The 26465-nt window shown below is 56.2% G+C and carries 30 protein-coding genes and 2 riboswitches; of the genes, 21 read left to right on the top strand and 9 right to left on the bottom strand.

Annotated elements, in window-relative coordinates; genetic code table 11:
* Nucleotides 1–560 precede the first annotated feature (560 nt).
* A complete protein-coding gene (locus GOV45_RS20645; protein ID WP_170481579.1) occupies nt 561–1181 on the top strand; it encodes a class I SAM-dependent methyltransferase in 621 nt (206 codons plus the stop codon).
* A gap of 73 nt (nt 1182–1254) precedes the next feature.
* Here the strand turns inward: GOV45_RS20645 and GOV45_RS20640 are convergent, their stop codons facing one another.
* Together GOV45_RS20640 and GOV45_RS20635 are read right to left on the bottom strand one after the other, a co-directional pair.
* Nucleotides 1255–2685, bottom strand: coding sequence for an ATP-binding protein (locus GOV45_RS20640; RefSeq protein ID WP_254448066.1), 1431 nt, complete (start codon nt 2683–2685; stop codon nt 1255–1257).
* Nucleotides 2649–3374, bottom strand: a complete 726-nt coding sequence (locus GOV45_RS20635; protein WP_170417925.1) for a response regulator — start codon at nt 3372–3374, stop codon at nt 2649–2651. The genes GOV45_RS20640 and GOV45_RS20635 overlap by 37 nt, the downstream gene beginning before the upstream one ends.
* 172 nt (nt 3375–3546) lie before the next feature.
* On the opposite strand from GOV45_RS20635, the gene GOV45_RS23380 reads away from it, so the two are divergent.
* The 11 genes from GOV45_RS23380 to GOV45_RS20580 all read left to right on the top strand — a co-directional run bounded on the left by GOV45_RS23380 (nt 3547) and on the right by GOV45_RS20580 (nt 13154).
* On the top strand, nt 3547–4089 hold the full coding sequence (locus GOV45_RS23380; RefSeq protein WP_170481577.1) for a calcium-binding protein: 543 nt from the start codon (nt 3547–3549) through the stop codon (nt 4087–4089).
* 251 nt (nt 4090–4340) lie between these two features.
* Entirely contained in the window at nt 4341–5063 is a 723-nt protein-coding gene (locus GOV45_RS20625) for a TVP38/TMEM64 family protein (protein WP_367648708.1), read from the top strand.
* Nucleotides 5060–5428, top strand: coding sequence for a hypothetical protein (locus GOV45_RS20620; RefSeq protein ID WP_170481574.1), 369 nt, complete (start codon nt 5060–5062; stop codon nt 5426–5428). Before GOV45_RS20625 ends, GOV45_RS20620 begins: the two co-directional genes overlap by 4 nt.
* An 84-nt stretch (nt 5429–5512) precedes the next feature.
* On the top strand, nt 5513–5872 hold the full coding sequence (locus tag GOV45_RS20615) for a hypothetical protein (protein WP_170481571.1): 360 nt from the start codon (nt 5513–5515) through the stop codon (nt 5870–5872).
* A 132-nt stretch (nt 5873–6004) separates the two neighbouring features.
* Entirely contained in the window at nt 6005–7054 is a 1050-nt protein-coding gene (locus GOV45_RS20610) for a YncE family protein (RefSeq protein ID WP_170481568.1), read from the top strand.
* Nucleotides 7055–7186: 132 nt separating this feature from the next.
* Nucleotides 7187–9472 carry a copper-transporting P-type ATPase gene (locus GOV45_RS20605; protein ID WP_170481595.1) on the top strand — a complete coding sequence of 762 codons (2286 nt, stop codon included), beginning with the start codon at nt 7187–7189 and terminating at the stop codon, nt 9470–9472.
* Nucleotides 9469–10803, top strand: coding sequence for an APC family permease (locus GOV45_RS20600; RefSeq protein WP_170481565.1), 1335 nt, complete (start codon nt 9469–9471; stop codon nt 10801–10803). The genes GOV45_RS20605 and GOV45_RS20600 overlap by 4 nt, the downstream gene beginning before the upstream one ends.
* Complete coding sequence (locus GOV45_RS20595) at nt 10800–11078, top strand: DUF2933 domain-containing protein (protein ID WP_170481562.1); 279 nt, start codon at nt 10800–10802, stop codon at nt 11076–11078. The genes GOV45_RS20600 and GOV45_RS20595 overlap by 4 nt, the downstream gene beginning before the upstream one ends.
* 113 nt (nt 11079–11191) lie before the next feature.
* Nucleotides 11192–11722: a c-type cytochrome gene (locus GOV45_RS20590; RefSeq protein ID WP_170481559.1), complete on the top strand. Its 531-nt coding sequence runs from the start codon at nt 11192–11194 to the stop codon at nt 11720–11722.
* A gap of 59 nt (nt 11723–11781) precedes the next feature.
* Nucleotides 11782–12330, top strand: coding sequence for a ubiquinol-cytochrome c reductase iron-sulfur subunit (gene petA, locus GOV45_RS20585; protein ID WP_170481556.1), 549 nt, complete (start codon nt 11782–11784; stop codon nt 12328–12330).
* Nucleotides 12331–12677: 347 nt separating this feature from the next.
* Entirely contained in the window at nt 12678–13154 is a 477-nt protein-coding gene (locus GOV45_RS20580) for a DUF411 domain-containing protein (protein WP_170481553.1), read from the top strand.
* Between the two features lie 211 nt (nt 13155–13365).
* Here the strand turns inward: GOV45_RS20580 and GOV45_RS23375 are convergent, their stop codons facing one another.
* Both GOV45_RS23375 and GOV45_RS20570 read right to left on the bottom strand, forming a co-directional pair.
* Nucleotides 13366–13584 carry a GDCCVxC domain-containing (seleno)protein gene (locus tag GOV45_RS23375; RefSeq protein ID WP_254448065.1) on the bottom strand — a complete coding sequence of 73 codons (219 nt, stop codon included), beginning with the start codon at nt 13582–13584 and terminating at the stop codon, nt 13366–13368.
* A gap of 4 nt (nt 13585–13588) precedes the next feature.
* Complete coding sequence (locus tag GOV45_RS20570; protein ID WP_170481547.1) at nt 13589–13912, bottom strand: hypothetical protein; 324 nt, start codon at nt 13910–13912, stop codon at nt 13589–13591.
* A 145-nt stretch (nt 13913–14057) separates the two neighbouring features.
* Between GOV45_RS20570 and GOV45_RS20565 the strand changes: the two genes are divergently transcribed.
* The 8 genes from GOV45_RS20565 to GOV45_RS20530 all read left to right on the top strand — a co-directional run bounded on the left by GOV45_RS20565 (nt 14058) and on the right by GOV45_RS20530 (nt 20835).
* Nucleotides 14058–14477 carry a MerR family transcriptional regulator gene (locus tag GOV45_RS20565; RefSeq protein ID WP_170481544.1) on the top strand — a complete coding sequence of 140 codons (420 nt, stop codon included), beginning with the start codon at nt 14058–14060 and terminating at the stop codon, nt 14475–14477.
* Nucleotides 14478–14840: 363 nt separating this feature from the next.
* The gene (locus GOV45_RS20560) at nt 14841–15449 is read left to right on the top strand and encodes a transglutaminase-like cysteine peptidase (RefSeq protein ID WP_170481543.1); all 609 of its coding nucleotides are present in this window, start codon (nt 14841–14843) and stop codon (nt 15447–15449) included.
* Between the two features lie 1133 nt (nt 15450–16582).
* Nucleotides 16583–16918, top strand: coding sequence for a DUF1636 family protein (locus GOV45_RS20555; RefSeq protein WP_170481541.1), 336 nt, complete (start codon nt 16583–16585; stop codon nt 16916–16918).
* A gap of 181 nt (nt 16919–17099) precedes the next feature.
* Nucleotides 17100–17315, top strand: a riboswitch (cobalamin riboswitch).
* Between the two features lie 34 nt (nt 17316–17349).
* Nucleotides 17350–17520 carry a CbtB domain-containing protein gene (locus GOV45_RS20550; RefSeq protein ID WP_170481539.1) on the top strand — a complete coding sequence of 57 codons (171 nt, stop codon included), beginning with the start codon at nt 17350–17352 and terminating at the stop codon, nt 17518–17520.
* Nucleotides 17521–17524: 4 nt separating this feature from the next.
* Entirely contained in the window at nt 17525–18223 is a 699-nt protein-coding gene (locus GOV45_RS20545; protein ID WP_170481537.1) for a CbtA family protein, read from the top strand.
* Nucleotides 18224–18289: 66 nt separating this feature from the next.
* Complete coding sequence (locus tag GOV45_RS20540) at nt 18290–18793, top strand: hypothetical protein (RefSeq protein ID WP_170481535.1); 504 nt, start codon at nt 18290–18292, stop codon at nt 18791–18793.
* A 325-nt stretch (nt 18794–19118) separates the two neighbouring features.
* Nucleotides 19119–19604 (top strand): transglutaminase-like cysteine peptidase, encoded by a 486-nt coding sequence (locus GOV45_RS20535; protein ID WP_254448064.1) that lies wholly within the window; start codon nt 19119–19121, stop codon nt 19602–19604.
* Between the two features lie 197 nt (nt 19605–19801).
* Nucleotides 19802–19957, bottom strand: a riboswitch (cobalamin riboswitch).
* Nucleotides 19958–20172: 215 nt separating this feature from the next.
* Nucleotides 20173–20835, top strand: coding sequence for a L,D-transpeptidase (locus GOV45_RS20530; protein ID WP_170481531.1), 663 nt, complete (start codon nt 20173–20175; stop codon nt 20833–20835).
* Nucleotides 20836–20877: 42 nt separating this feature from the next.
* Here GOV45_RS20530 and GOV45_RS20525 read toward each other — a convergent pair whose 3' ends face one another.
* Nucleotides 20878–21150 (bottom strand): hypothetical protein, encoded by a 273-nt coding sequence (locus GOV45_RS20525; protein ID WP_170481529.1) that lies wholly within the window; start codon nt 21148–21150, stop codon nt 20878–20880.
* A 188-nt stretch (nt 21151–21338) separates the two neighbouring features.
* Between GOV45_RS20525 and GOV45_RS20520 the strand changes: the two genes are divergently transcribed.
* Entirely contained in the window at nt 21339–23672 is a 2334-nt protein-coding gene (locus GOV45_RS20520; RefSeq protein WP_170481527.1) for a heavy metal translocating P-type ATPase, read from the top strand.
* A gap of 52 nt (nt 23673–23724) precedes the next feature.
* Here GOV45_RS20520 and GOV45_RS20515 read toward each other — a convergent pair whose 3' ends face one another.
* From GOV45_RS20515 to GOV45_RS20500, 4 genes are all read right to left on the bottom strand, one after another.
* Nucleotides 23725–23889, bottom strand: coding sequence for a hypothetical protein (locus GOV45_RS20515; RefSeq protein WP_170481525.1), 165 nt, complete (start codon nt 23887–23889; stop codon nt 23725–23727).
* A 99-nt stretch (nt 23890–23988) separates the two neighbouring features.
* Nucleotides 23989–25356 (bottom strand): M23 family metallopeptidase, encoded by a 1368-nt coding sequence (locus GOV45_RS20510; RefSeq protein WP_170481522.1) that lies wholly within the window; start codon nt 25354–25356, stop codon nt 23989–23991.
* The gene (locus GOV45_RS20505) at nt 25353–25979 is read right to left on the bottom strand and encodes an SCO family protein (protein ID WP_170481519.1); all 627 of its coding nucleotides are present in this window, start codon (nt 25977–25979) and stop codon (nt 25353–25355) included. The genes GOV45_RS20510 and GOV45_RS20505 overlap by 4 nt, the downstream gene beginning before the upstream one ends.
* Entirely contained in the window at nt 25979–26458 is a 480-nt protein-coding gene (locus GOV45_RS20500) for a copper chaperone PCu(A)C (RefSeq protein ID WP_170481517.1), read from the bottom strand. The genes GOV45_RS20505 and GOV45_RS20500 overlap by 1 nt, the downstream gene beginning before the upstream one ends.
* Nucleotides 26459–26465: the final 7 nt, after the last annotated feature.

Raw genomic sequence — 26465 nt, 5'->3', positions numbered from 1 at the left:
GATGCGGCAGCTATTCACCAATGATGTGATTGTTCGCCGTTTCAAGGACTGTAGGAAATTCTATGAACTAAGAGAAATGGAGTAGGAGCCACTCAAGAACCAAATCGTATTTCAACGATCTGTGGCTCTGCTCATAAGTTATCAGTCCATTGTCGGTTAAAGGTGCTTTAAGCAATTCGTTGACTGATTGAAGCTCCAAAGCTCAGAAAATCTTCCAGCTATTCTGAAAGAACAGAGCAATCCAGGCAAGCAGTACACAAACTGCCAACGCTTCGGTGTCTCCGCCCCGCGCCACTGCAGCTAAATCTGCGCTAAATTCTGGAGCTTCTTGCGAACCCAGTGGAAATCTGACCGACAAACAAATCCCACACAAAACATTTCACAATTGGAATGTGTTTGTACTACATTGTCGCCGAGATGACTTCACGCGGCTATTCAACAGACCAGCACCAAATTGTTTGGGGCGTCGCCGTGTTGGTTTTTGCTCCAGTCGAAAATGCAGCGCGGAGCGGTCAAAATGAGGATATCTCCAGGGCGACGACTTGGGAAAACGATACGACATGACGGCTAACACAAGAGAGTACTGGGACGATGTCTATGGCGAGAAGTTTGACACCCAATTGAGTTGGCACGAGGATGATCCAGAGATATCGCTTGAACTCATTGAGTTGATCAGAGTGTCTAAGCCTTCATCCGTCATCGACATTGGCGGGGGTACATCTCGTCTTGCTGGAGCGTTGCTTGCGAAGGGGCTCCATGACGTGACAGTTCTCGATCTATCGCAGGTCGCGTTGGACACGGCCCGGGAAAGGTTGGGGCGCGCCGCTGAAACAGTCACTTGGATTTCCGCAGATATAACTTCTTGGGTCCCCGATCGCAGATATGACGTCTGGCATGATAGGGCGGTTTTTCACTTTCTCGTGGATACATCGCAACGCGCGGCCTATCTGGAAAGAGTGAAGAGAGGGGTAAAAATTGGCGGCCATGCGATCATTGCTACGTTTGCACTTGATGGGCCGGAGACTTGCAGTGGTCTCCCGGTCGCCCGCTATAGTCCGAGCGATATCGCCATGCTTTTCGAGGACCACTTTGAACTCGTCGCGCATCGCCATCACCTGCACCAAACCCCTTGGGGGGAAAGCCAGTCTTTCCAGTTCAGTGTTCTCCGACGCTGCGGTTGAGCCCACACCTGAAGCTGGCCCAAAGTGGTGGGCTTCCAATAAGCTTTCGGAACGTGCCTATTGTGTTTACAAGTTACGTTTGGCCCTCAAAAACTGGCAGAACCACCTTAGCGCACAAGCCGCCAGTTTCTCTGTTTAGCAATTCTATTGTGCCACCGTGCGACTGGATGATCGTACGTGCGATCGACAGCCCCAAGCCGGTTCCGCCAGTCTCTCGCGAGCGGGATGTTTCAAGCCGCACAAATGGGTCGAATACCGCATCAAGCATATGCTCGGGGATGCCGGGGCCCTGATCCTGGATCAATATTTTTGCCTCATTCCCCTCTTGCTTGACCGAGACGTCGGCCCGGGCACCATACCGGCAGGCGTTTTCAATGATATTGCGCAGAGCTCGCTTCATCAGCATCGGCCGAAGCGTGACGGCCGGATTGTCTGCTACCGATACCTCAACCACGTTGCCGGCTTGCACAATGTCTTCGGTCGTTTTGGTTACGAATTCACCAATTGGGACGGTACTGGAAGGTTCGCGCGTGGCTACGCCCTTGGCAAATGACAGGGTGGAGTCCACCATATCCTGCATTTCCTCGATGGTCTCGATCAGATGGTCACGGGTCTCCTCTTCCTCCACCAGTTCGGCGCGAACCCGCAATCCCGTCAGAGGCGACCGCAAATCGTGACCCAGCGCCCCCAATAGTCTGGTCCGATCGGCAACATAGCGAGTCAACCTGTCACGCATATGGTTGAACGCCTGCGTCAAATCTCGCACCTCGGTCGGACCAGAAACCGTCAGTTCCTGGACGTCTTCACCGCGACCAAACTGGTCTGCAGCCAGTGACAGGCGGCGCAACGGGCCGGTCAGCCGTGTCAGTAGAAACCAAATGGCTGCTCCAAGAATTAAAGTTGCAGTGAAACCGAAGCTGACGAAGGACTGCAAAGGCCATTGCAGAGGAGGGTTATGGAACCGGGTATCCACGTTGAGCCATTGATCGGTCGTCAGAGCGATCGACAGCTGCATTTCAATTGCGGAAACGTGATCACGCATCATTGCCATGTGCATTTCAGCCATTGTGGACGGAACACCTTCGACCGGCAGCATATCGGGAGAGAACTCATGCAACTCTACCCGGATGGGACGGTTTTCATAGCCTGGCAGAATTCTGCGGATTGTATTTTCGACCGTCCCACCAGCGCTATGCCCGGTGTGATCGACCGCGGGCGTATCTGTAAGGCTGAAACGCACCAGTGGAGAGCTTGCCGCCCGCAGGATCGCGTCGTGCATCTCGGGTGGAGCTTCTTCAATCAGCCGCGCGATGTTTGCGGCGCGTCCGGCGGTTTCCAGGCCAAGGGCCATGTGCACTGCCATTGAGCGTTCGTCGACGAACAGCCACAGGCTGACCAGTTGCGCGGCAGCCAGCGCGGCGATGATCAAAAGGATAAGCTGACCGCGCAGACTTTGGGCAAAGGCTTTCATCCCGTAAGCTCGCTCACGTCGGTCGACAGGCAATAACCGCCACCTCTTATCGTGGTGATGAGCTTCGGCCGCGTTGGGTCAGCTTCGATCTTGCGACGCAAGCGGCTGACCTGGTTGTCGATCGTACGGTCGAATAAGTGCGGGCTGCGGCCGGCGGTCAAATCCAGCAGTTCGTCTCGCGACAGGAGTTTGCGGGGCCGCTGCAGGAATACGGCCAGCAGCCGGACATCGGCGGTGGTCAGACTTTCTTCGGCCCCTTCGGCGGATATCAAGGTGCGACTGTCGGCATCCAGAACCCAGCTTCCAAAGGCGATCCGTTTGCCGCTCAGATCGCCAGCCGGGGGGACGGTGGTTTCGGAACGCCGCAGGATCGCCTTGATCCGGGCCAGCAATTCACGTGGGTTGAATGGTTTGGGCAGGTAGTCATCGGCGCCGATCTCTAAACCCACGATACGGTCGGTGTCATCGCTGAGGGCTGTCAGCATCAGGATCGGCGGGCCACCGGCCGCGGACAGGCGGCGACAGACCGACAATCCGTTTTCGCCCGGCATCATGATGTCGAGTACGATAAGATCAATCCGACCGGCCGCCAGTCGCGCGTCCATCTCGGTTGCGTCGCGCGCGGTACTGGCGCGCAACCCATTCTTTTCCAGATAGCGGCTGACAGCATCACGGATTTCGCGGTGGTCGTCGACAATCAAGATATGTGGTGCTTCAGTCATGGCGCAATCATAAGCCCCGGCGCGGTACAAATCCCGGCTTTTTTGTATCCCTTTGTATCAGTTGGGCGGGCTGCGACACAACGATACAAACCGGGTTGAGCAGGGGGGTGGTGGCGCGACCGAGGGCGGCCATATGCTTTGTGTAGAAACAAAAACCCGAGAGGTGAAAGTCATGAAACGTACCTTCACGCTGGCCGCTGGAGCCATTGCCGCGACTTTAATGGCGCTGCCCGCGCTTGCCGCCGGTCAGCATGGCAGCAGCGCGCAGATGCAGGGCCATCAGGGCGGCATGATGCAGGGTGCGCCCGGCGGCATGATGGGCGATCACGCAGGCATGATGCAAATGATGATGAAAATGCATGGCCAGATGATGGGTGGTATGCATGGCAAGGGTATGATGGGCGGCAACTGGCTGGCGGTTCTGGACATGGACGAGGACGGTCGCCCGAGCGAATCTGAGATCGCCGAAGGTCTGAAGGCCCGGATGCAGGCGCATGACGTCAATGGAGATGGCAACCTGTCGATTGATGAGTTCGAAGCGCTGCATTCCGGGATGATCCGCGAAACCATGGTGGACCGATTTCAGCATCTTGATGCCAATGGCGATGGCGTTGTGACCACAGGGGAAATCGAGAAAGGCGCAAAGACGATGTCGCCGAAACACGGCATGAAGGCCTCGAAACCTGTGACAAAGGCTTCTGAAACCAACAACTGAAACGCAACCGTGTAGCCGGGTCATCGCACTCGGCACAAACCACTGAGGAACAAAGCGATGATGGGCTATGGCGCTGGAATGGGGTTTGGCATGATCTGGATGTTGCTGATCGCAGTGTTGATCGTTCTGGCGATCGTGGCACTGGTCAAATACATCGCTAAGTGACCTCGGAATCCGTCACTCCCGTTTAGGGGTGGAGGGCTATGTCATAGGAGGAACGAAAGCTGGAGGGCCTGCACAGCAATAGCCGTTTGGTTTTCATCGCGGTTTTGATCGCGTTGCTGATCGCCACCATCTGGTTGTGGCTGTCTGGCGCGTTGGACGCAGGACTATCGCGCGAAGTCATTACTGCGTGGGTGGATTGGGCCGGCCCGTTCGGACCCGTTGTCATCATCGGCTTCATGACAGCCGCAGTGGTTGCCAGCCCAATCCCCAGCGCTCCGATCGCTGTCGCTGCCGGGGTGGCATATGGGCATGGGCTGGGAACCGCATTGGTTGCTATCGGGGCGGAGTTGGGGGCGCTGCTGGCGTTCCTGATAGCCCGTTGGTTGGGGCGCGACGCGCTGCGCCGGTGGTTCGGCGACAAGCTGGACTTGGGGTTGCTTGGATCGCAGAATGCCCTGATGTTGACCGTGTTCACCAGCCGCCTGATGCCTTTCGTTTCTTTCGACATGGTCAGCTATGCCGCCGGTCTGACCCGACTTCAATTTTGGCGGTTCGCACTGGCCACCTTGGCTGGACTCCTGCCGGCCAGTTTCGTTCTGGCCCATCTGGGCAGCCAGATTACCGAAACCGCGACAGGCGGCACCAGCCTTGCGGTTATCGGGCTTGGGCTGTTGACGGGGGCGCCACTTATCTGGTTGGCTTGGAAACGCAAGATGCCTGTTGGCTCTTCAGACCACGAATTGAGCCAGATCAATGCGACCGGTCCAAGCGGCCCTAAACTGTTGGAGAATGGAGGAAACCCTAAGTGATCCGCGCACAATGGATATCAACTGCGACACGGACGGCCCGAGCCATGGGCCGGCTGCAGGTCCTGTTGATCTGTGCGTTGGTGGTTTCGATGCTGATCTCTGTTGTGCCGTCCCATGCCGGGCATGACATCGCGAAGGCCGCCACCCAGGCCGAGCTTGTGATCGGTGACAGCGGTGGGTATCCCGCGTCTCATCCATCAGAAGAATTAGACTGCTCAGTGCACCCGGGCTGCTATGCGATGGCAGTTATGGCGGCACCTGAATTGCTCTCGATGCGTATTGCTACGCCCGTGGCGCCAGAACGGTTCCGGCCACGCGCAAGCCTGCCGGTCGCCCCACTACCACATCCGCCAAACCTGTCCTGAACGTGACCGGCAATAGCCCCGGATTCGCTCCGGGGTCTTGCCCAAGCCGTTGATTGCGGCCCAACTCGGTTCAGGACACTTACCATGCTTACCATTCTGTACTTTTTCGTCACGGGCGCGGTGCTATTCGCACTGTTGCGCTTGGCCTGTGGCTCCTGTGTGATGGGGATACAAGAACATCAGCCGGGTGTTCCGGTGATAACCCTTGGCTGGGCGCTCAGCCTGTTTCTGGCCGCAACCTACCTGCTGTGCGTGGCCCTTGACCTGATCTTTCCAAGTTTTGCTATGTACCGGATTTGGATCGGCCTGATGCCCGGAATGACCTGGCTCAGCCTGCCTTCTTTCCTGTTGGGACTGTTATGGGCGTTTCTCTACGGCTGGTACGCCGCGTTGCTGTTCGGCGGGCTGTTCAATGCCTTTGCGGCTCGCACAAAATTCAACTGATTGAAAGGACAAAGCCATGAAGGCCATCGCTCTGACCCTGCTTTTGACGCCCTTCCTGATGGCCGTCATCTACCGGATTTTTCTGCACGTGCCCGCCAATGCGCGCGTTTCAGTTGACGAAAGGAAACCTAAATGACCCTGTTCAATCTGGCCGCTGGCCTGTCCGTAGTAGCTTTGACCGCGCCCTCTCTCACGCTGGCGTCAACCGTGTTCATTCCCGAAGGCAGCGCGGACTCGGTTCTGGTGATCGACTCCGAAACCGGCAAGACCGTCGAGCGGCTGCCGAGGCTCGTGGCGGTCCATGGGCTGGCAGGCGCGCCCGACGTTAAGTACCTGGTCGCAGGCAGCTACGCAGAAACCGAGGCCACAACGCCACCAAAGCCCGAAGGTATGTCCGAGGATGAACACGCTGCGCACCACGCCAAGCGCGATGTCACCGCGTTGCCCAAAGACAAGGGGCGGAGCCTGCTGACGATCCTTGATGCGGAAACACGCGAGGTCGTCCGCCAGATCGAGGTTCCAGGTGCGGTGCATCACACCGCGGTGTCGCCCGACGGGCGGTTCGCGGTGGCGACCCATCCAGGCGGTGACGGTATTTCGATCGTCGATCTCGATAAGCTCAGCTTCCTTGGTTTCGTAGCAACCGGGCCAATGCCCAACTATGCGGTATTCGCGCCTGACGGCGACAGGGTCTATGTCACCAATACCGGCAATGGTACACTTAGCGAAGTAGATGTCGTCAAAGGCTTCGTCGTACGCAACATCCCCGTCGGCGAAGGCCCTGAGCATCTTGTACTTAACGCCACCGGCAGCGCCGCCTTCGTAGCCGACAGTGATGGTGGCAAGGCCTTCCGCGTAGATCTTGCCAGCGGTTCTGTCACCGAAACCTATGACATTGGAGGCGAGTTGCACGGGATCGGCCTGTCCGACCGCGAGGGCGTACTGTTCGTGGCCGCCAAAGGCACCGACCGGTTGTTGTCGATTGATCTTGCTACGGGCAAACAGCGATCGACCAACCTGTCACCGGCACCTTATCACCTGACGCCCATACCGAACTCAGGCAAAGTGATGGTATCAAGCCGAACCGAACCGAAGGTCTGGATCGTCGATCAAGTCAGCCTGACGGCTATTACCGAAGTGCCGATACTGGGTGAGGGCCACCAGATGGTTGTTCTGCCCTGAAGGACTGTGCCCGGCATTGTGTAATTAAACGGCTCTACGACCAAAGCTTAAACCAGGGAGCAGAACATGACAGAAGACCACGACATCAGAATCCACGCGAACGGCCCGACCGAGGTCGCTTACGTCTGCCCCATGCATTCTGACGTGCGTCAATCTGGGCCCGGCGACTGTCCCAAATGCGGGATGCACCTTGTGCCCGAGGGCGAGGTGGATGCGCATGCGCATCACCACCATTCCGCGCATCATGGAGCGACGGACGACAACGGTGAATATGACATCGTTCCGACAGGCTATGACGGACCCGTATATACCTGCCCGATGCATCCGCAGGTGCGGCAAACCCATCCCGGGTCCTGCCCACTCTGCGGCATGGGGTTGGAGCTGGAAAGCGCGGCGATGGTGGACGAGGGGCCGAACCCGGAACTGGTGGATTTCACCCGGCGCCTATGGGTAGGTGCGGTTCTGACGCTGCCGCTTTTGGTTTTCACGATGGGCCCCTACGTTGGGCTGTCTGGCGTGCGAGAGATTTTTGGTGAGCGTACAACCCTATGGATTGAACTGATACTTGGCACTCCGGTCGTTCTTTGGTGCGGCTGGCCATTTCTGGAACGAGGGTGGAATTCGTTTCGCACCATGAATCTAAACATGTTCTCGTTGATTGCCATGGGGGTTTCGGCCGCGTGGCTGTTCAGCGTTGTCGCCGTATTGATGCCCCACATATTTCCGGACGGTTTTCGAGATTCAGAAGGCCATGTTGGGGTCTATTTCGAAGCGGCCGCAGTTATCGTTACACTTGTTCTGCTCGGGCAGGTGATGGAACTGCGGGCCCGCGAAGGCACCGGTAAGGCGATCCGCGCTTTGCTGGACATGGCCGCAAAGACCGCCCGCATTATCCGCCCTGACAGCAGTGAAGAGGAAATTCCGCTTGAAGAAGTACAGGTAGGCGACCGCCTTCGTGTACGCCCTGGCGACAAGGTGCCAGTAGACGGCATTGTACTCGAAGGGCGCTCATCTGTTGACGAAAGCATGATCTCTGGCGAACCGGTTCCGGTTGAGAAGGTACAGGGAGAGCCGGTCACAGGGGCCACAATCAACGGCACCGGTAGTCTTGTAATCGAAGCAACACGAGTGGGCTCTGACACAATGCTGTCCCAGATTGTCGAAATGGTGGCCAACGCGCAACGCTCGCGCGCACCGATCCAGAAATACGCTGACAAAGTGGCGGGCTGGTTTGTACCGGCGGTCATAGGTATAGCTTCGCTGGCCTTTATTGCATGGGCAATTTGGGGACCGGCTCCGGCGCTCTCCTACGCCTTGATCGCAGCGGTGTCGGTACTGATCATAGCTTGCCCGTGCGCGCTTGGCCTGGCCACTCCGATGTCGATCATGACGGCCACGGGGCGCGGGGCGCAGGCCGGAGTGCTGATCAAAAATGCCGAAGCGCTGGAGCGGTTCGAGAAGATCGATACTTTGATCGTGGACAAAACCGGCACCTTGACCATGGGCAAGCCAAAGCTTGTGGCTGTATTACCCGAACCTGGCCATGACGAAGTCGAGGTGCTGCGGCTGGCCGCAACGCTGGAGAAGGGCTCGGAGCACCCGTTAGCTGAGGCAATCGTCACAGGAGCCGAGGAACGTGGCGTGGCCCTGTCCGACGCCAGTGACTTCGAGGCGGTGACTGGTAAAGGCGTGAAAGGCACGGTGGATGGCCGCCCCGTCGCGCTCGGCAACCTGAAACTGGTCACCGATCTCGGACTCGAGGCGGCCGAACTGACGGCCAAGGCCAATGCGCGTCGGGATGACGGCGAAACGGTAATGTTCGTGATGCTTGATGGTTCAGTGGCGGGGTTGGTCAGCGTCGCCGACCCGGTCAAGGAAACAACACCCGCCGCACTCAAGGCGCTGCACGAGCTGGGTTTCCGAATTATCATGGCGACTGGCGACAACGAACGCACTGCAAAGGCGGTGGCCGAACGTTTGGGTATCGATGAGATTCGAGCCGACGTTCTACCCGAGGACAAGGCCCGCATAATTCGCGAACTGCAGAAGAAAGGCGCCAAGGTTGCCATGGCGGGTGACGGAGTGAACGACGCACCCGCGTTAGCGCAGTCCGATGTGGGCATCGCCATGGGGACCGGTGCCGACGTGGCGATCGAAAGTGCAGGCTTCACGCTGGTCAACGGAAGCCTTGATGGCATCGTGCGCGCCCGAAGGCTGGCCCGCGCTACCATGCGCAATATCCGGCAAAACCTATTCTTTGCCCTGATCTACAACGCCTCGGGCGTTCCGGTGGCGGCGGGTCTTCTGTTCCCGCTTTTCGGCATCCTGATCAGCCCAATGTTCGCGGCGTTCGCTATGAGTGCTTCATCGATTTCAGTGGTGTTGAATGCGCTGCGATTGCGGGGGGCGAAGATTTGAGTACGCACGAGCATAATACGCACGGCGCCGATGGCGCGCTGAAGCCCGGATCAATCTCGCTGACCGGGGCCGTCGCCATGGGTACCGGCGTTATGATCGGCGCGGGGATATTTGCACTGACCGGACAGATCGCCGGGCTGGCGGGGCCGTGGTTTCCGCTGTCCTTCGTGGTCGGGGCCGTGGTGACGGGTTTCAGCGCCTACACCTATATCGCCATGTCCAACGCCTGGCCCTCATCGGGCGGCATCGCCATGATCCTGACCAAGGCCTACGGGCCCGGGGCGGTTGCGGCGGCGGCCTCGCTGCTGATGGCGCTGTCGATGGTGATCAACGAAAGCCTCGTCGCGCGTACATTCGCGAGCTATGCGCTCCGCCCGTTCAACATCGAGAGCGGACCGCTGGTACCTTTGGTCGCGGTTGCGCTGATCGTCTTTGCCTATGCGGTGAACCGGTCGGGCAACCGGTCGGTGGGGTTGTGGTCGATCATCATGTCGGCGCTCAAGATAGGCGGGATCGCAATATTCGGCATCGCCGCACTTTGGGCTGCGGGCGGAACCTGGCAGGTTCAGGGCTCGGAACCGGCGGCGCCGCTGGGGTTCGTAGCCTCGGTAGCCCTGTCGATCCTCGCCTTCAAGGGCTTTACCACCATCACCAACAGCGGGGCCGAGATCGTCGACCCGCACCGCAATGTCGGGCGCACCATCATGATCTCGATCGCGATTTGCGCGGTGGTCTACCTGCTGGTCGCCCTTGCCGTCGGCGTCAGCCTGCCGCCCGAGCAGATCCGCGCGGCGCAGGACTATGCTCTGGCCGAGGCTGCCAAGCCGGTGCTGGGGCAGGGCGGGTTCTACCTGACCGTTGCGCTGGCGATGGTGGCGACGGCCTCGGGGCTGATCGCCAGCGTTTTCGCTGTGTCCCGGATGCTGGCGATGCTGACCGACATGAAAATGATCCCGCACAGCCATTTCGGCATGACGGGCAGCATCCAGTCTCACACGCTGATCTACACGGTCGTGATTGCGGGCCTGCTTGCGGTGTTGTTCGACCTGTCTCGCATCGCCTCGTTGGGGGCGTTCTTTTACCTGGTGATGGACATGGCGGTGCATTGGGGTGTCTGGCGACGCTTGCGCGGTCAGATCAACGCCCGGGGATGGGTCTTGCTGACCGCTCTGACGCTGGATGCGGTGGTGCTGACTGCGTTCACAATACTCAAACTACGCTCGGATCCGATGATCGTGGTTTATGCCGTTGCTGGCATCGGCTTGGTCTTCGCCTACGAGCGCATCTTTCTCAAACAATGGATCATCGAAAAGGAGGCAAATCAGCTATGACCCAATCAAATTTCGACGAAACTCGCGCCACACAGGAGACGACCGAAAGGGTCAGCTCTGACGAAACGCCCGAAGCGCCCAAAACCGAAGATCAGACGGCCAGCGGTGCCAAGCGTAATTGGCTCCCGGTTGTAATTGCGATCGCGTTGGGCGCCGCTGTTCTGGGCTGGGAATACCGCGAGACACTCTATCCTTTGCTCAGTTCTCCGTTGCTGTTCTTGCTGGTCTGCGTGGGCATGCATTTCTTAATGCATCGCGGCCACGGCAAACACTGAGAACGGCGCCCTGTATAGCTGGCGGCTTTGCGGCAAGAACACTGCGCAACAAGGAGTAGGAACGGCCAACTGAGCAGAGCAAATACGTAATCCAAGAAGGAAGGGAAATTGCCATGTTAGCAACTCCAACACGGATAGCCGCAATTGCACTGCCCCTGACGACCGGTGCACTATCTGTAATGGCTTCGCACGGTGAAGTTGAGCACTTGCGGGCGACGGACCAATTGCCCATGAGGCTCATCATGCCTGAAATGAATGCCGAACGGGGCAGGGCGCTGTTTGTCAACAAAGGCTGTATCGTCTGCCATTCGGTTAACGGTGTGGGCGGCGAGGACGCCCAGGCGCTGGATACCGACACTATGGAAGACATGATGAACCCCTTTGATTTTGCCGCCCGTATGTGGCGCGGTTCGGCCGCGATGGTCGAACTGCAAAAGAAAGAACTGGGCGAACAGATCGAGCTTAACGGACAGGAAATGGCCGACATCATCGCCTTTGTCCATGACGCATGGGAACAGGCAAAACTAACACGAGATCAGATTCCGGAAGGCATCGCCAGAATGATGCACCATGACATCGACGAAGATCACTCCGATGAATCGGAAATGGAGCATCAGGGTGAAGAAGAGAAACAGAGCGACTGATCAATGTCGTTCGTGTCCTACCATTCGACGAACCCGTCCTGACGCACAGGAGGAACAATATGTCTGAATTTTCTGAAAGACAGGCACCTTCAGAGCCTGAAACTCGGCGCGATTTCTTATACTTTGTCACCGGCGGTGCCGCCATCGTGGCCACGGGCGCGGCGGTCTGGCCACTTGTTAACAGCATGAACCCCAGTGCAGACATCTCCGCCCAAGCCGTTGTCGACATAGATCTTGAAGGAGTCGGACCAGGAACGAGGATCACTGTTAAATGGAAAGGCAAACCGATCTTTATCGACCACAGGACTAAAGAGCGGATCGCGCTGGCTAAGGCAGAAGACGATGCACCAATGATCGACCCGCAACCTGACACCGAGCGCGTACAGCGACCTGAATGGCTGGTAGTTGTTGGCGTTTGCACCCATCTGGGATGCATACCGCTCGGGCAGGGTGGCAGCGAACCCACCGGAGACTGGGACGGTTGGTTCTGTCCGTGTCACGGTTCGCATTACGACACGTCAGGCAGAATTCGGAAAGGCCCCGCGCCCCGCAACCTCGATCTGCCCCCTTACGAGTTCGTGACCGACACGCGGCTAAAAATAGGGTGACAGCGTGGTGAAAATCGGAACTGTTCGATCGTAAGCGCTATCGAACGCAGCAGTGAGAAATGGGCGCAATTCGGGCCTTGAACGGAAGGTAGCGGGGTTGCTTGAGAACCGGATTATCGCCAGGCCGGACCCAGAGTGGCAGGTGCAGAAAAAGAGGAGATCAAGGCTTCCGTTTCCGAGTTGAGTTTGCGCCAGATCATTGTGAGAAATCCCTGCGTCGCCCAGAAAGCCATATCTGATGAGTATCCGAGGGTGACGAATATGGCGGTCCCGTATCTGCGGTCCGCATTAAATCCTACCGGTGCGTTTTTTACATCGGCTTAAGACAAGCTTTCCCAGGAGGGAACATGACAATGAATAACCTGAGCCGCCGCCGCTTGATGCAAGGAGCCGCGGCCCTTGTGGGGAGCGCGGCGCTTCCCGCGTTCGCCAAAACAAGCCCCTCAATCCATGTCTTGAAGGATCCGAATTGCGGGTGCTGCGGCTCGTGGATCAAAATCATGCGAGCGGAAGGTTTTGAAGTGAGCGTGGAAAACAGTGCATGGGAGGCCCTGAACGCTCACAAAACTGCTAATGGCATACCGGAAGGCATGATGTCATGCCACACGGGCCGCGTGGAGGCCTACATGATCGAAGGACACGTCCCGCCCGCTGACATTCGGCGCCTGCTGGGCGAACGCCCGGATGCTGTCGGACTGTCGGTTCCGGGAATGCCTTTCGGCTCACCTGGCATGGGACCGGAAAGCGAACGCGAAGCTTTTGACGTTTTCCTGATCCGCAAGGATGGAACCACAGAGGTGTTCGCCAGCTACCCGGCGGCATGAAGTACCAGTAGCGCTGGCGAGATCCTGAAAAACACGACGCTCGCTTCTTCTGCCCGGTTTACGTGACATTCTTCACGGCAAAACAGTTGATCCGTGACTTCACGCCTGCCTTGTCCTACCGAGCAAGTTCCAGCCTACGGTGAAAAAATACCTGCGTCCGCAAAGTCTGATGACTGGCTTTGCGGACAAAACCGACATCCCGGTCGCCGTATCAACCGCAGCATTTGTCGCCCGCCTGAATTGGCGGGCATGGGGCCGATCCGTAGGAACAGTAGACGCAGCAATCGCCGGGAAGTGGCTTCAGGACTTTTCCGCAAGATGTGCATTCGTAGAACCACTGGCACGCATCTGCTGGCATCGTTTCAGGTTTTGAATGTCCACATTCCGGGCAGATGATCGTGCTGACAAGGTTCGGGCGTTCTTCACTCATGGCGTCACATTAAGGTTATCAGGAAATCATTTATTCGGATTTCGTTGAGTACGATAACCCAAGCGATGGTCGTTAACGCAAAACTGCCTGTCAGCCACCATTTGAGGCGGTCGAGTGAACCATGGCGGTACGCGACGATGCCAGAGAGAAACAGCAGGGCCGTCGAACCGCCGAGCACGTAATAACTCGCGGCGGCGATCTTGCCAAATACGGCCAGCCAGCTCCCTCCCAAGCCAAGTAAAATCAAGGCCATCGGCAAGATGCAGCAGGTCGCAACGCCAAATGCGGTAAACGATCCAAGAAAACTCGCCCCTACAAATTTGCTCATAGTCAGCTTTCTCCGACTTTGACGATCTTGGGCGGAAGCCGGTTCGGCTTCCTCGATTTTTGCTTCGTGCGGTTTGCGAAATTCGACATCATGACCGACAATATGCATCCTGTAGTGGATACAGGTTCAAGGGAAAGGTCATCACATGATTGCGATTGGCGAAGTGGCGAGATTGACCGGCCTGTCGATCGAGACGATCCGCTACTACGAACGGGAAGGCATAGTCGAGAAAGCCGGTCGAACCGCCTCGGGGCGCCGCGCTTACACGGAACGGGAAATATCCGAGCTCAGATTCATCAAACGCTGCCGCGATCTTGGCTTTACTATTCAGGATGCATGTGCACTTCGCGAATTGTCCAAAGCGCCGGAGCAAGCCTGTCGTGACGCCGAAGGCGTCGCAACAAGACACCTCGACAACGTTAGGTCAAAAATCGCCGCTCTCCAACGGCTGGAGCAAGCATTGGTAGAACTTGTGCAGACCTGTGCTGAAGGAGAAGCAGCATGCCCCCTGCTAACGGCGTTGCTCAACGAGCCTGTCGTCAAAGATGTCATTAGCGGCCATTAATTGCAGCGCCCGGAAAAACCGAAACTGCCTATCCCAGTTTGTGGAGGAGCGGCTTCATTGTCCCAGTATTTCGTAACCTTAAACGATGACGGCCGATCTCTGTTGTATATTTGTTGAATGAGAGAATTGCGATCAGCTTACCCTCTAATTCGCTCTGTTAGCTATGCCGGACTGGTGATGGCGTGGATGCTCTGATGCTGTCAACTAAGGAAGAAATACCAAAGAATCTGCAAATTTTTGCCGCTTTACCCCTAGAGGCTAAGAAGCTGTTGCAATGCCTCAAAGCACATGAAGGCTTGGAATGAAATACATTGGCCCGGGAAGTTTGGATACCTCAGAGGAACGAGCATGGAGAAGGCAGATATGACAAATCCCACTTTAGTTCAGGGAATGTTATCGAAAAACCTGCTGGGTTATCTCCCAATGATCTGTTTTATATACAGCTTTTTTGTGTCAGCCGCTACATTGCAAGCCTCTGAGCTTCCCTTGATCGATCTTGATAGAAAGATTGAAGCGCCGTCGGGGGCCAAATCACTATGCAATGATTACTCTTGGGCGTGCGCGAAAACTCGTAGTTCTGGACTGTCCGAGGCGCAGGAAAAGCAGATCGTTAAAACGATCAACATGCGCGTCAATCGGAGGATTCGCGCCGTTTCGGATCAAAGCCAATATGGAACAAAGGAGTACTGGACCCTGCCGACGCAAGGATCAGGAGATTGCGAAGACTTCGCTTTGCAAAAGAAGTTTGAACTTGTGCAGAACGGTTTGGATCCTACGAAGCTACTAATTGCAACTGTCTTGGACACCAATCGCAGTGGCCATGCTGTTCTAGTCTATCGCTCGAGTGAAGGCGATTTGGTTCTGGACAATGTTACCAACAGGATCAAAACGTGGAAGGAAACTAGGTATCTATTCCTAAGAATACAGGACCCACTACACCCTGACCGTTGGGTGCAGGTTTCTAGCGGCTAAACCGTTGGGTAGACATTGGTTGCCTCTCGCAATTGATGTCACGACCTGCATTGTTCTGGGCGCATATTTGAGTTTCGTTGCTCCGTCCGACTCGTCCATCTGCTTGTGTTTGCACCATTGCGTGTGAACGAATTCGATCCGCGCGCCAGATATCTCCGAGGTGTTGTATTGGCCTACTGCTGGGATTCCGCAAGCCATACACGTAGACAATGGGCGCGTTTCCGCAGCGAAACCTTCCATTTGACCTGCTCAGATTGGGGTATCTCCGTCAAGTAAAGGCCACTGGGTCGAGCGCATTACGGCGACGATATCGAACGCCTGATTAGGACGACCATGGAGGCCGTTCATCTACTTTAGGGAAGAACGCAATCATCCCCCAAGGATAAGGGGAAATGCGACGGCTCCGGCACTGCGTCGATGACATTGGAGGAGTTCGAAGACTGGCTGCACCCGGAGATATGCCGTTATCACAACACCCGTCACAGCGGGTTGCGGCGAGCACCGATGGCAGCTTGGGCGATCCTCAGTTCTGGTGACGCAGACAGAAAAGTTTTTGATGCCTAGGCGTTTCGCATCAGCGTACTTTCTTTTGAATGTCGTCAGTTGGCGCGACGCATTCAGTCCCATGATCGGTCGTGGTAACGATCAAGCACGAACCCCGCTATATGTCCCGGATCTGGACTGTAAATGACGATAGAACGAACCTAGTTACGCGCTACAAGAACCTGTCGCGTCCCAGAATTCACCTTGGGAGGCGCGGTGCGCGCGGACCTGAAAATAGGCGTGTAATGGCGAGCCGATCCCGGAGGCAATGCTGTTTCAGATTATTGAAGAACAAAGATGTTTCGCGTGAGCTGTTCCACTTCATCGCCTACCACCTGCTTCAGCTCAATCTCACATAGAAACTTGGAAATCTCTTCGTCTGATGGTTGCTTCTTCGCTCTGCCAAATCCCCGTCTCGCACTCGGTGTATTTGCATAGTTTTAGAGGGCTAGGGCTAATGTGTGCTTGTTGCTCGAGTATAGACTCTTTTCCAGATTTAGAGTCAAAACAGGTATTGAAACCGAGCTAACAACCGACCAGCAAATATGAAATCTCAGATGGAAGTTCTCGATCAAGGATCAGCCTGACGCATGTGCCTGCCTACCCTCACGCTTTGCAGAACCTGCCGCGACGCGGATTCCACCCTTTATAATCAGCTAGCCGCAACGCTGGAGGCATCGGGGGTGCAAGCCGAGTTGCAGCAAGTAGATTGCATGTCCGGTTGTCGCCGACCACAGACGTTGGCGGTGCGACAAAGCGGCAAGACCGCCTATCTGTTCGGAGAGATTACTGCAGTCGATCTTCCGGACATAATGATTTTCATGCGGATGTATGAGGACAGTACTGACGGCGACTTCGCTGACGCCAGGAAGCTAGGTAAGCTACGTTTCAAGGCGATTGCACGTATACCGGCACAAAAAAGATAGCCCACATGCAACTTGCCGGCCAAAACTCCGGTGTGGAGTTTTCAGCTTACAGTTTGTGTTTTTCGACTTAGCCTTCTGCACTTAGCGGCCAAAATCTAAACCAAACCTGCCATTACTTAAGATTAACCGCTGCAGAATGCTATGATGTCGCTTTCGTACTTGACGGAACGCAGCACTATGGAAGAATAAAGGCTTCTACGGTGTCCAAAGGTGCTTACGCACTGGGACTGAAACGGGAATGAGGACGGTGCATTAAACTACTGCACTGAAGCCTTGACCGCCCCCGCGACTGTGAGCGGCGAGCGGCCTTCCAATACCACTGGCGTAATGGCGCCGGGAAGGGGGAAGTCTGCTGTGACCTGCGAGTCAGGAGACCGGCCGTAGAATGGACACAACTTATGCCGTCGGGTGTGACGGCGAGGAGGATTAAAATGACGACAAAAACGATCAAGGCATCCGCCGCTGGCGCATCCTTTCTGCCTGCAGTATTCGCCGTGGTTCTGGGTCTGGGGATCATTACCGTGACTGGCCATGTTCAGGCTTCTGGCCTGCATGACGCGGCTCATGATGTGCGCCACGCAACTGGCTTCCCCTGCCACTAAGACAATGTTCAGTCGTATTCTGACCAGCGGCTTGTTCGCTGGTGCTGCAGCGGGGCTGATTGCCGCCCTTCTGCAGTTGTATTTCGTGCAGCCCGTGCTACTTCACGCCGAGCTCTATGAGGGCGGTGACTTGGTGCATTTTGGCGCTGATCCCGTAACTGCGCATCCCGACCTGCCCGGCATGTTCGCCGAGCCGATGCGCGATGGTCTCAGCATAATCTTCACCATGCTTACCTATACCGGCTATGCGCTAGTCCTGGCGGCGCTGATGTCAGTAGCCGAACGTCAGGGGCATGAGATCAACGGCCGCACCGGCCTGCTTTGGGGTCTTGCGGGCTTTGTCGCCTTCCACTTTGCTCCTGGCTTGTCACTGGCCCCAGAAGTTCCCGGCGTGGCGGCAGCAGATGTGGGAGTGCGTCAGATCTGGTGGACGGTCACCGTTGCCGCAGCCGGCGTAGCCATGTGGCTGATTGCCTTTGGAGGTAACCTGGTAAGCTACCTGATTGCGGCCGTGCTGCTAATGGTACCGCATATTATCGGGGCCCCTGAGCCTGACAGTTTCTCTGGGCCGGTTCCGACCGAAATCGGGGCGCTTTTTGCTGCCCGGGCCTTCGGCATCGGCATGGCCGCCTGGGCACTCTTGGGCAGTTTCACCGGCTACTTCTGGCAGACAGAAGGCAAGCGCGCTGGCGCTGCAGTCTGATCGCGCTCCTCCATTGCTACCCCGCTGGTTACACCGGCGGGGGTTTTCTTTATTGAGGATAACAAGATGTCCCGTTCTCTCGCTCTCTTTGCCATCGGACTTGTCTTTGGCGGCGGTGCTGGCTTTGTGATTGCCGCCAGCAGCGGTAGCACCTTTGAGAGCCATGACCATACTGACCCGGCCCAACATGGCGGCAACATGGAGATGGCAGCGCACGACCACTCCGCTGCCACTAATCTACCTGCCGACAGCGACGCCCCCAGTGTGGCGATCCAGATGATTAAGGATCCTATGGCGGGCTGGAATCTGCGTGTGACACCGCAGAACTTTCGCTTTGCTCCGGAAAATGCTTCCTCGGCTGACGTTCCAGGCGAAGGTCACGCGCATGTTTATATCAACGGCGAAAAGCTGGGCCGCCTTTATGCCAATTGGTTACACCTTCCGTCGCTCCCCGATGGCGATGTTGAGGTAAAAGTTTCTCTCAATGGCAACAGCCACAACCCTCTGATGGTTGAGGGTGTGCCCGTAGAGGCCAAAGTGACCGTCCAGCCTGACGGCGATGACTCCTGAGTGACATTCCTGGCTGAGAAGACAACTACGTGGGTTCAGCAGGTCAAAGCGGCAAGTACAGCGAGCGTGCGGGTTTTTGCCGCTCTGTATCCAAGGACAGATAAGCTGTTGCAAAGCATCGCAGAACATGAAGGCATGCGATAGAGTGCTCTTGGTCCGGCAGCCGCGGATGCACTGGAAAACTGAGCATGGGGAAGGCAGACATAAAAAAAACACTTTAGCTCAGGAAAGGTTTTCGAAAAAGATACCGGCTTATCTATCGATAGCCGGTTTCATATGCAGCTACTTTGTCTCTACCGCTACATTGCAAGCCTCTGAGCTTCCTTTGATCAATCTAGATAGAGAGATTCAAGCGCCGTCGGGTGCCAAATCACTATGCAAAGATTATTCGTGGGCGTGCGCGAACACTCGTAGTTCTGGTCTTCCCGAAGCGCGGGAGAAACAGATCGTTAAAACGATCAATACGCGTGTAAATCAGAAGATCTGCGCCGTTTCGGATCAAAGCCAATATGGGACAAAGGAATACTGGACCTTGCCGACGCAAGGGTCGGGAGACTGCGAAGACTTCGCGTTGCAAAAGAAGTTTGAGCTTATGCAGAACGGTTTGGACCCTACAAAGCTACTTATCGCAACTGTCTTGGACACCAATCGCAGTGGCCATGCTGTTCTAGTTTATCGCTCAAGTGAAGGCGACTTGGTTCTGGACAATGTTACGAACAAGATCAAAACGTGGAAGGAAACAAGGTATCTATTCCTTCGAATACAGGACCCGATTCACCCTGACCGTTGGGTGCAGATTGCTAACGGCTAAAAGTATATGTGGCGTGCCACAATAAGCACTGGCCCCTTAAACTCTGGTTCTTTGCGGCGTTCAGTTGAGGTCTCCGCTTTATCTTTTGATCAGACTTTCACCGTGTAAGTAACCGACCTGCGGCGGCAACACTGGAAAGCGCGATTTTGGCGCCGTTCACGATGCCCGGTTCGATATGCACTTTCTTTCCCCAAAGCCGCACCCGGCGCCTTTCGGCAGGTCTTCTGACTCGCGGCTGTTCGCTCACAGTTACCGGGTCAGTTACGGAATCGGCACCATTGAGCAAGCCGCGCCGAATTCCCGTCTTGTTCCTTTGGCTTGCATCGCCGGAAACTGAAAACATGAAGCAACTACAATGGGCATTTCGGTTCTCACTATTGCTTTTATGACCCAGTCAAAAGCAAACTCGATCAAATCAGAGTTCACGCCACCGCGCACCTGATCGACTGGATAAACTAAGCGTTACCTGAAACCTCTTGAAGCTCTAGCTGCCAGAACCTTTATAGTTGGAATTTGATCGCTAAAAAGCGATGTGAACACATTAATCTCGTGAACCAGGATGAGACTCATGCTGACAAGGCGCCATTTCATTCAATCAACCACTGCGCTGTTCTCGGCGTCTGCGGCCAGTCCATTGATCGCCAAAACATGGCCAACCTCGTCGCAAAAGACCTATTGGGACAGCCAGGTCACACCATTTGATTACGATCCAGCGACCTCAAATCCATGGGGCGTTCATGACCGTTTTTTACCACGACGTGTCGTAGCAAATGATGGTTTGGTTCCTGGTGACATCCATGTCGATGCCGTCGCGCGCTATCTTTACCATATCGAGGAAGGCGGGACGGCAATGCGCTATGGCGTAGCGATCGCGCGTGGGAACCTTTACGAGCCCGGAACCTATGCTATCCGGCGCAAGGTCGAGTGGCCACATTGGACGCCAACGGCTTCAATGATTGAGCGCAACCCCGAATACGCGGAATTCCGGGATGGTATGGAACCCGGGCCAAGTAATGCTCTCGGCTCTCGAGCTCTCTATCTATACGTTGGGGATCGAGATACATATCTCAGAATTCACGGCACACCTCAGCCCAGAAGCATCGGTGGTCGCGCAAGTTCTGGATGTGTGAGAATGATCATGGCTCATATCAATGATCTCTACCCAAATGTAAAAATCGGCTCGACCGCTTTTCTATACTCTGCCGAAGATAGCGTCACAGCCCGCTCATAAATATTGGGCAGCGTATATGGACGTCGCTGCTCTCTTTTTTGATTAGGCGTCGCGCGCAGCGCAGATCGGAGCGCCATTTGTCGCGCGCAGTGGTACCAATGTCGTCTCGACAGGTCCGCTGTGCTCATACCAGAAGCAATTGTCTTCTGGCAAAAGGCGCGCCGTAGCCAGATCCTGCCCCGGCCCTGCCAGCGCAACGACTGAATCTGGCAGATTGCCTGGTTCGAGTGCTTTGCTCTTGCCTCCAGTGAACTGGGCTGAGCAACCGGCAGTTATCGAGACTAACGTGATGGTAATTGCGATCCGTTTCTGCATTGACCTGTTCCAAAGTTTCCTGCGTTCTCTGCAACTAGATTGCATCCACACGACCAGCCCGCAAGAAGGAATGAAGCATCAATATCGCGGGCAACGAACCGGATTGAAAAAAATTGAAAAAGGTATTGAAGCTCTAGTTGCTGTAGGAACTATTTGCAAAGGACCGCAGAGATTCTTGAGGTCTAATTATGTCATCCGATACCCACAGCCACTACCATGACCACGAAAATAGACAAGGTCACAACGCCTGCGGCAATGGTGGGTGTGGCGACATCGTCCCCGCCGGTCCAATTCCTGACGGTGGTAGAAGCTTTCAGGTCTCCGGCCTCGATTGCGCCGAAGAGGTTGCGATCCTGAACCGGGTTGTCGGCCCGAAAGTTGGTGGTGAAGAGCATCTCGCATTTGATGTCATCAACGGTCGAATGTCGCTTCTTGAAAGTGCTGCCAAGTTATCTGACGAAGATGTCATGCTGCTGGTTTCCAGCACAGGTATGACCGCCAAACCTTGGGATGACGGAAATGCCGCCCAGGACCAGGCGGCGCATATAGCACGTCAGCGGCGGTTCACCACACTCAGCGGAGGGTTTTGGGCAGCGGGTTTTGGCTGGCACATTTTCGAAACAGGCATGGGCGGTGCGCTCGGGCTGTTTTCGGGACATGGTGAGGTTCCGATGCCTTTGCCCGAGGCCGCTTTGTTCGCGGTCGCGATCTTGTTTGGCGTCTGGCTGGTGGCCCCCAAGGCCTGGTCTTCGGCGCGGCACCTTTCGCCGGATATGAACCTTTTGATGGTTGTTGCCGTCGCTGGTGCCATCGGTCTGGGTGAATTTTTTGAAGCGGCAACTGTAGCATTTTTCTTTTCGCTCTCTCTTTATTTGGAAAGCTGGAGTGTCGGACGCGCTCGGAACGCGGTATCCGCGCTGCTTGATCTGGCCCCCCCAACGGTTCGGCTGGTTCGTGCTGACGGCTCAGAGGCAACGGTCCCGGCGGCGGATGCCTTTGTCGGTGACAGCTTCATCGTTCGGGGTGGGGATCGCATTCCACTTGACGGGGAAGTTATCGAAGGGGCCGGTGCCGTTGATCAGGCTCCAATCACAGGTGAAAGCGCGCTGATTCCCAAAGAGCTGGGTGATGAGGTCTATGCCGGCACAATCAATGGTGAAGGCACCCTCAAAATACGTGCGACGAAAACGGCGTCCGATACCGTGCTTGCCAAGATCATCCGGATGGTCGGTGATGCTCATGCTCGCCGTGCGCCGGTTGAGCAGTGGGTTACAAAATTTGCGCGGATCTATACGCCCATCGTTATGGTCGTCGCAGTGGCTATCGCCCTGATCCCGCCGCTTGCATTTGGCGCATCGTGGGGCTTCTGGTTTTACAATGCACTTGTTTTGCTGGTTATCGCCTGCCCCTGTGCACTCGTCATTTCCACACCGGTTTCAATCGTTGCGGCTTTGACCGCTTCGGCCCGGGCCGGGGTTCTGATTAAGGGCGGTGCATATATCGAAGCCCCCGGGCGTACCACCGCACTGGCCATGGACAAGACCGGCACGATCACCATGGGCGAGCCTGAAGTGGCCAATGTCTATCCGCTGGGCGACGCATCCGAGCAGGAACTGTTGGCAAGCGCTGCCAGCCTTGAAGTTCGATCTTCACACCCGCTGGCCCGCGCCATTTTGACCAGGGCAGAACAGACCGACATTTCGATATCGGCGGCTGAAGACATCCGAACCGTTCCCGGTCGGGGTCTTGAGGGCCGCACCGAGCGCGGAGATATCTGGCTTGGCTCTGACCGCTTCGCTGAAGAGAAGGGCTTTGGCGCGTCCATCCCTGCCGAGTTGCGCAAACAAATCGAGAGCGCGGGAAGCACACTTGTTGTTGCCGGGGATGAGAACGGAGTCTCCGGTTTACTTGAGCTGCGGGACCGCATTCGCCCCGAAGCCCGAAGCATCGTTGCCCGGCTTCACGCGCAGGGCGTGAAGTCAATCATCATGCTGACAGGTGACAACAAACAAACCGCGAGAGCGGTAACAGCCGAAGTCGGCATCGACGAAGTCCGGGCCCAGCTTCTGCCGGAAGACAAGGTCGCTGCGATCGAAGAACTGGCAGAGCAACACGAGATGGTTGCGATGATCGGCGATGGCGTCAACGATGCACCTGCGATGGCTCGGGCACATTATGCGGTCGCGATGGGTGCAGTGGGGTCCGATGCTGCGATTGAGACCGCAGATATTGCTCTAATGACCGACGACATCGGCAAAGTACCCTGGCTGATCGACCATTCACGTCGAACTATGTCGATCATCCATCAGAACATCGGCTTCTCACTTGCAACCAAAGCACTGTTTGTCACTCTGACAGGTTTTGGTTTGGCATCCATGTGGGGTGCAATCGCTGCGGATGTCGGAGTGTCCTTGCTGGTCGTGGCCAATGCCTTACGGCTTCTGAAAGCACCGGAAGATCACGCCGCCCAGACTAGGGCAAATACCCTTGGCTCGCAGGGAATAAGCGCTGCATCTACATAAGAATGGTAGCCGGGCTTCAAGGTGTCCGGCTTTCGCCTCGCCTACTGGCGTGTTACATCAGGCGCACAACTGCGATCGAAAGAAAAAACGCCACCAGGCCAAAAGCGATGGCATATCCTGTAGCGTATTGAAGAATATCAAGGCTGTTGCCATTCCGGCGCTTTGCCAGGACCCCACCCCAAACGGCGCCAACCAAGGCCCCCGCGATTGCCATCATCTTACATCCTCTGATTTGGTTCTTCTGCAGTGCAGTTCGCTTCAGGTGCGCATACCCGCAAACTGATAGCCGCGCACCTGAAGCCGTTTTAAGAAACTCTCACGAACTAGATTCGCGTTTTTTGGCGACGGGATTGCTGAGCTGTTCCTCAAGCTGTGCTCGAGCATTTCTTAAGCGTTTTCGCGCTGCTTCGCTTTCAACTTCGTTGTTCGCAGCGGCAGCAAGTCGGTCGTCAGAAAGCGGGTCCGTTGGGCGCCCGTCAACCAATACTTCATAATGAAGATTGGGGCCGGTCGCGGTGCCGCTCGACCCGACACGGCCAACCATCTCGCCAGCCTCCACGCGCTGACCTTTGGCCAGACCATCGGCGGTTGCGCTAAGATGCGTATATCGTGTGACCGTGTCTGATCCATGAGCGATTTCCACCACACGCCCATACCCCCCGCGCCAACCTACATAAGACACGCGGCCCGGGGCCGTCGCATGTACCGGAGTACCACGTGCGGCAGCGAAATCGACACCGGTGTGCATCCGCACATTGCCGTAGACCGGATGTTTCCGCCGACCAAAGACAGAACTCAAGCGCGCGCCCTCAACTGGTTGCGAGAAGACGCGAAGAAGCTCACCATCGACATAGATTGTGGCGCGGCCATTTTCGGCGTCTGGCCATGCTATTTCGTAAAGTTGGTCATCCACTTCCAGCGCCGCAAAAATGAGCTCGGACTGGCCTACCTTCTCGCCATCAATGCTCTTTTCACGCCAGAGAAGACGGAGAGCTTCACCACCTGTCAGGTCCCTCCGAAAATCCACTGTCCCGCTCAGCATCTGAGCGAGATCCACCGCAAAACGAACCGGGATATTTGCGCTGCTCAGAGCATTTGAGATCGAAGTTTCGATCTCTGTTTTGCGGGCCAGAATGACAGTGTCGGGTTCCGGTGAGACCACGCGCGTGGACAACGTCTCGCTAAGTGTCACTTCAATTCTCACGCCATCTTCCACGGCGAGCTCCACACTCCGCAGTTGATCCGCTGCCGTTGCAACGACTGTTATCGAGTGACCCGGCCGCAAGCGCCGCAAGTCGTATTCAGCGCCAAGTGCAAGTGCGATTTCGGCGCGATCGGTTGCGTCGATCCCCGCGTCAGACAGCATACTGTCGAGTGTGTCACCTACCGCAAGCTCGCGCGTCCATGTTCGTGAAGGCGGTTCAACAGGTGGTAACGGTTCCTCTGCCTGAATGGGTACCGGCTGAGCAGGTCGAAACGAAACGGGGCTTGGAACGAGTTCTGCCGATGGTACGTTCAGCAACGGAGCCGATGTGATCTGCGGTTCCGCAGGAAGTTTGGGCACCTGAAAGACCGTGGGCGCAGGCGCCGTCATTTCAGACCTGTTCGAGGCAATGAACATGATCGAAGCAATCGAGACGCTGCTGATCGCGATCGCTGAGGTTGCTAGAAACCGTGCGTTCATGATGTTGTATCCGCTCCACTTTTCAAAGCGCGGCGGATCTTGGGTACAGCGAACTCTCTCTGCTCATGATAGTCGATGGTGCTGACAAATTCGCCTGTGGGGTTAAACAGAAAAACACTTGCGGTGTGGTTCATTGTGTAGTCGCCATCTCCCATTGGAACCTTTTCATAAGTGGCGCGAAAGTCGTCTGCGGCTTGAACGATTTGGTCCGAAACGCCGACCCATCCGCGAATAGCCGGATGAAAGTAGCTGACATAATCGGCCATGGCTTCGACTGTGTCCCTTTCAGGGTCTACAGTTATGAACACGACGTTCAACACATCCGCGTCATTGCCCAGATCTTCCAGCCAGAGGGAAATATCTGAGAGTGTCATCGGGCAAACGTCCGGGCAGTAGGTGAACCCGAAGAACACCATTGTCGCACGGCCGACCAGCGATTGCGGGGTGACGGGGGTCCCTTCGTGATCGACCATGCGAAAGTTCATGTCCGACAACGCAAGGGGACGAAGGCGATCAGATTGGGCCGCTCCCGGCCCATCCACTTGCCACCATCCGGCAAAGAGTGTCAGGCCGATTACACCAAGTCCAGCAGCCCCGAATGTGAGAACGCGTCGCCGCTGCATCAGTTCTCGGGGCCTCGCGCAGCAATGCCAAATATCGGCACGTTGACGGTCTTTTCTGCGCCATCAGCAAAGATAAGAGTCAGCGTAAAGCTTTCGCCTTCAGTCATAGGGCGTTGCAGCCGCATGAGCATTGCGTGGAGCCCGCCCGGCTCAAGCGCTACGGAACCACCCGACGCAATTTCCAGCTCGCCAGCTGGTGCCATGGAACTGACGCCCTCTGCATTGGTCGATGTCTGATGGATCTCGGGCATCATCGCAAGATCGGTGCGGATAGACATCAGCGTGACGGCTTCATTGCCGGTGTTGCGGATCGTCATGTAAGCGACCCCCGGCCGATTGGTGCCGATTGACGCGCGCGACCAGGCACCTTCAACGACAACATCATCGACCCCTGCCAGTACCGGCGCCGAGAGAATGGCCGTAAAACCGAATGCACTTAGCGCCCCTGCTAGAAGTGTATTTTTTGCAGTGAGTCTCATAGTACCT

This window comes from Ruegeria arenilitoris, from assembly GCF_013035425.1.
In the GTDB taxonomy this organism is placed as follows: domain Bacteria; phylum Pseudomonadota; class Alphaproteobacteria; order Rhodobacterales; family Rhodobacteraceae; genus Ruegeria; species Ruegeria arenilitoris_A.
This window is presented reverse-complemented; position numbering and strand designations above follow the sequence as displayed.